At 43.9% G+C, this 5,281-nt stretch carries 2 protein-coding genes and 1 pseudogene; all 3 read left to right on the plus strand.

Features of this window, described 5'->3' with window-relative positions:
• Nucleotides 1-2,067, plus strand: a pseudogene (locus VNZ46_RS25660) (hypothetical protein); the annotation flags it as partial.
• Between the two features lie 2 nt (nucleotides 2,068-2,069).
• Entirely contained in the window at nucleotides 2,070-3,878 is a 1,809-nt protein-coding gene (locus VNZ46_RS25665; RefSeq protein ID WP_325563932.1) for a hypothetical protein, read from the plus strand.
• 10 nt (nucleotides 3,879-3,888) lie between these two features.
• Nucleotides 3,889-5,088, plus strand: a complete 1,200-nt coding sequence (locus VNZ46_RS25670; RefSeq protein WP_325563934.1) for a hypothetical protein — start codon at nucleotides 3,889-3,891, stop codon at nucleotides 5,086-5,088.
• The last annotated feature ends 193 nt before the right edge of the window (nucleotides 5,089-5,281 follow it).

Here is a 5,281-nt window from a genome sequence, read left to right on the forward strand (position 1 = left end):
TATGGGGGTGATTTAACCCAGTACAGTATTTATCAGGGGGTAACCACCGGGAATAAAGATGTATATAGTTTCAGGAATATCCCCAATTATGTAACGCCGAATGGCTTGTATATGGGGAAATATCAGACCTATAAGGAAAATACAGGCGTAGAAGTTTTAAACTATGGGGTACTTGCCGGACTGGCATACCGGTTTAACAACAGGCATGAGATCAGTGCCCAGTACATGGGCAGCTGGGGTGGTGAAAGTACGGCCACGAATTTGTATGGCGGATATCAATATTCAGGATTACCAGGGGATGTAACCAGCGATATTTATTCCATCAAACAGTCTTACCGCACCTTGAATATCTTTAATTTTCAGGGAGAGCATAAGATCCTTAAAGGGCCGTATTCACCCCGGTTAAGTTACAATATGGCATCATCACGGTCCAGCCAGAACGAACCCGATTACCGTTTTATTACCCTCGCTACTTATACACCAACAGGTGGTGGCTGGTATAATAAGCCCAAGATCGGGGAACCAGGCGATGTTGGAGGAGCTACGTATACCAAGCATTTATACGCCCTCACTTCCGGTTATGTAAACGGATTTGGCGCTTACGGGATTATCCAGGCCGAGCCTAATGGGCGAAGATGGCGTAAATTGAATGAAAAGAACTACAATTATAAGGCAGATTTAAGTGCCCCTTTCCGTTTACTGGGTCAAAAGCAAGAGTTTAAAACTGGTGTAAATTACCTGTACAGGGAAAGAAGTTTTACAGAAAACCATCTGATGCTGCCTGGATCGAATTTTACAGGTTATGGTGCAAGCCCAATTTATGATGTGGAAGGCGATTTAAACCGTCTGGTGAGCAATGAAGTGGTTGGTATCCGTGCACCAAAACCTGGTCAGGGGGAAGGCATGATGCCGGTTGGCGGATTTTTGTACAATAGCCAGAAATCGCCAAACAACTATAAAGGTTACTATGAAACCAATGCCATCTATGGCATGCTGGATCTAAAGCTCTCCAAAAGGATCCGCTTTGCCGGTGGTGTCCGTTTTGAAATGACCAGCATTGGGTCTGTAGTAGATACGTCTAATGTATTCCTGGATCCGGCTTTATCCAAGCGGACTGCCGACGGGTCCAAGATCCCTTTGATCCTGGTGGAACCAAACTCTGTTCACAATGTGAACTATCAACCGTACTACTCCGCAAACCTAACCTATTCCCTGCATGAGAATATGAATTTTCGCTTTGCGTTTAACACGACCCTCGCCAGGCCGGAACTGCGGGAAATTACCAACGTATTTGAATTTGATGCTTTTCAAATGGGGCTGGTGATCGGAAACCCAAAACTCGTGAACCAGCATACCAAAAACCTGGATTTCCGGTGGGAATATTTTCCTGCCTCGGGTGAAGTACTGGCTTTTTCGGTATTTGGAAAACAGATTGACCACCAGCTGGTGCGGGTATTTAATTTAAAAACAGACGGACTTTCGGCAACTTATCCTGAATTCCCGACCATCCAGTATCAAAATGATGAGAACACGGGTAAGGTCTGGGGGATAGAAATGGAGGTGGTCAAAGACCTGGGCAGGACCTGGGACCCGCTGGATAATTTCTCTATCGGCTCCAATCTGATGCTGGCGCAAAGTATCATTACCAAATCTGCGGCACGTTACAATGCCAATAAATCATTGGACAGGCATACCCCTAAAAACAGTCCCTTGTTTGAACAGGCGCCTTATTCTATCAATGCCTGGCTAAATTATACCAATAAAAAAACCGGGACCGACCTGACCACTTCTTTCAATATGGTTGGGGAAAGGCTGGTCCAGATCAATTTAACGGGCGAACCCGACCTGTACAGCCGCCCGGTGCCAATGCTGGATTTTGTGTTCAGTCAGAAACTGGCCAAACGGGTAGTTTTTAAGGGTTATGCGAAGAACATCTTAAACCCGAACATCCAGACTGTTTATGCCAACCCAGGCACAGGTGGTACCTGGTATGGTAATGAATACCTCAACCGGAGTTTTAAAAGAGGAATGGAAGTGATGCTTGGTTTTACCTATAAATTATTTTAAACATGTTTGAAAAAGTAAGTCTGAAGATAGAAAATCAGCCCGATAGAAGATGGCTTTGCCTGCTCACCTTATTTTCTTTACTACTGATTTTGTCCTGTAAAAAAGATAAAGCAGATTTTCAGAGAGATTCTGCTGTAGAGCGGGTAACCGGAGAATTGTCGCATACCAGGATCATCGATTTATATGGCTATGACCAGGTGATTGCCAATGGCGACAGCTTAACCAATTTTGTTGCCCCGCTGGAGCCCACCGACCCTTTATATAAGAAAAACCATTATAAGTTCCCGGGCACTAAATATTTTCCCGAAGACGGCCGTTTTGGTAACAGCTGGTGGAGCGGAGAAAATTTTGATGGTAAAGTAGGCTATATCTGGCGGGTGCCGAAGTCGCTTTTCCGGTCGGACAACAGTCTGGACCTGGAGCTTCAAATCCTGGGCACCAACAGGCTTCCTTACGAGAAAACCAATTTTTCCATTGCTTTGGAAAAGAACAGGAATATGGATTATTATGTAGTCCCGGAACCGGTATTAGGAGGTAAAGGCAAATATTTTGCCGCTGAGCGCGATGAAACAGTATCTAAACCGGGTTATTTTAAGATCAGGGTCATCAACCTGACCTATTTACTGGGGCAGAGGTCTAATTTTAATGGTCCGTTTGAAGAGCATTACGGAGATGTTACACTGACTTATGCAAACGGACTGCCGGTAAGTGATGCAACCAGTAATGTGGATCCTGCAAAAAAGGTTTCCGAGTATGTAGAAGTCCCTTATGGAACGTATCAGTTTAAGGTGCTTTCGCACCTGGGCCGGGAAATTTCGGGTGCTACCGGTAATAACGTTTACCGGATACTTGACCCGCCGAGTTCTTCTCTTCCGCGCAGCATATTTGATCCTTCCAATGTTGTATATGCACCTATACAGACCTATCAGCCAGGTGGGGTTTATACCATTATCGTAACCCCGTTGCCCTGCGAATTTATCATCAATGAGCTGGGGTATACGGATACCAAATATCAGAATCTGTTTAAAATTATAGAAGACAAAGAACCTCCGGTAAATATGTCGTATACAAGGGTACAAGGGGTAAATGCGCTGCCCGGACAAACGGTGAGTTTCCGCTTAAACGGAGTTTCTGTGGAGAATAACATAAAATACGGCGAATACAGCAAGTACCAAATTAAAGAGAACGGAAAATATCAGGTTGAGGCGGTAGACGCCGGCGGCAAGGTATTGGCGCAGCTAGAGCAAAGCCTGGATGCAAGAATGAATTATACCTTTTGGCTTTACCCGGCGGCCGATGGAACAGGCAGGATATCGGTGAGCAGCAATGACCTGAGCGGTGATCTGCATATGGGGAATTCGGAAGATGATGGATCATTTGGTTATCAGCATTATACTCTGCCATTTAGCAAGCGCTTTTTTAACTTTTGTCCGGATTTACCTTACCTCACCATCACAACCAATAACGGACAGGTTATAGGTGGGGCAAAAGATAACCCTGCAGTGTATAACCTTAAACCGGGCGAATTGCCTGCTTATTTTCCGTATACCTGGGGAGATTGGAAAATCAAGTCGTACGAGATCCTTGCGTATCGCTCCACACCGCAGGTTACGCCTGGAATATGGGCCGATGATATTAAAGTCCTGACCAACGATAATTTTATTGCAAGGAAGGAATTGTATACCTCGGCCTCTAAAAAGCTCCCTGCCCATGAGCCTGGAGTATACAGTGTTGCCCTGATCGGAAGAACAGGCAACCAGGTCCCCGCGGAATTTAAAGCGAAAATGATTTTCATTAAACACAACCAATAGATCAAGTAAGATGAAGAATTTGAAAATAAATTATGTGATTGTTTTACTGTTTTCTCTAAGCGCCTGCAGCAAAATTGAATACACGAAGATAGACTCACCTGCTTATTTAAGGGTATTTAATAATTTTAACTATAAAATCACGGCAGAAAACAAGAACGATCAATTGCCCATTTTTACGATGCTCATCGATCCAAAAGTTGGTGCTGATGGCGTGGTGACGGGTGCTGAAGTCATAGGTGATTTCCTGGACCAAAGGGATTATTACGCACCGCCGTATCCTTCACATATTGGCAACAGTACTTCTGTATTTAATCCGGAATACCCCGGGAAAGAAAATGTATTGGTAGGGCCTATTCTCAATGGTTTCGACCTGAGCAGCTGGGCGCAAATTCCCTCTGGAAAGAAAAGGTTCATGTTTGTTTACCGGCCAAAAAGCGAAGTTCCGTTTTTACAATTGCCGGCTCATTTAAGAAAGAAGGTATTGGTTGATACCGTATTGAATATGGAACAGGGAGAAGTATATACACTGCACCTGTTACAAAAAGATTTTAATACCCACCTGAATGGGATGATCCTGAGGCAGGAACAGTTTCATAAAATACCATTGGCAGATTCGCTGGTGTATGTGAATATCTACAATATGAGCGCCAAAGGTTTTTGGGAGGCTAATGCGGGTTTTAAAGACATTGATGAAAAGATGGGTATACTGAATTTTGGTATTAAAGACGTGATGAACGTCTATTATTCGCTGGTAGACTATGGTGCCGGAGAGGGATATTGGTACGATAAAGTCGTAAAAGGACACGATAAAGCTTTTATGGGTACTGTTCGCCGGGATACGGAGTCCGGTAAGGTGAATACTTATTTTAGTTTTCCAGTTTTTCCCGGGCCTTCAAAAGACACCATTTCCAATAAAATATGGCAGAAGTTCCACCTTGTTCCGCCCGGCAGCACACTGCAGGATTACCTGGTCAATGAAATTTACCATGATGCACAGGGGAATTTTGCAGCCATCAGCTGTTATGAAAACGGACAGGTCAGGCCTTATGCCGATTATGGCGGAGCTGCTATACTGCCTAATTTGCTGGTCAATGTACATTCCGGAAAGTACAATCCAAAAACCTTTGGTACAGTAAATACCCTGGAAATTGTGAATGGGAGAGTGTTTTTAACCACCATACAGCGCAAGTATGCGCCGCCTTCCTATTAAATATAAACGGCCTAAACCATAAACTATAACTGATGAAATTATATCAACAAAAATATACGGGTACTGAGCAGAAATTTTCAGTGCATATGGCTTTCCTTATTGTTGCATTGCTGCTGTTTGGCTGTAAACACGACAGGGTAAGTTTATTTGAGCCCAATTTAAAATTAAGGCCTGCGGGAGAATTTATAAACAA

It is taken from the genome of Pedobacter sp. (assembly GCF_035566355.1).
In the GTDB taxonomy this organism is placed as follows: Bacteria; Bacteroidota; Bacteroidia; order Sphingobacteriales; family Sphingobacteriaceae; genus Pedobacter.

Bases quoted from the DNA above. Each gene is read 5' to 3' on its own strand.
- VNZ46_RS25665 (WP_325563932.1), top strand. From the start codon at position 2,070: ATGTTTGAAAAAGTAAGTCTGAAGATAGAAAATCAGCCCGATAGAAGA.
- VNZ46_RS25670 (WP_325563934.1), top strand. From the start codon at position 3,889: ATGAAGAATTTGAAAATAAATTATGTGATTGTTTTACTGTTTTCTCTA.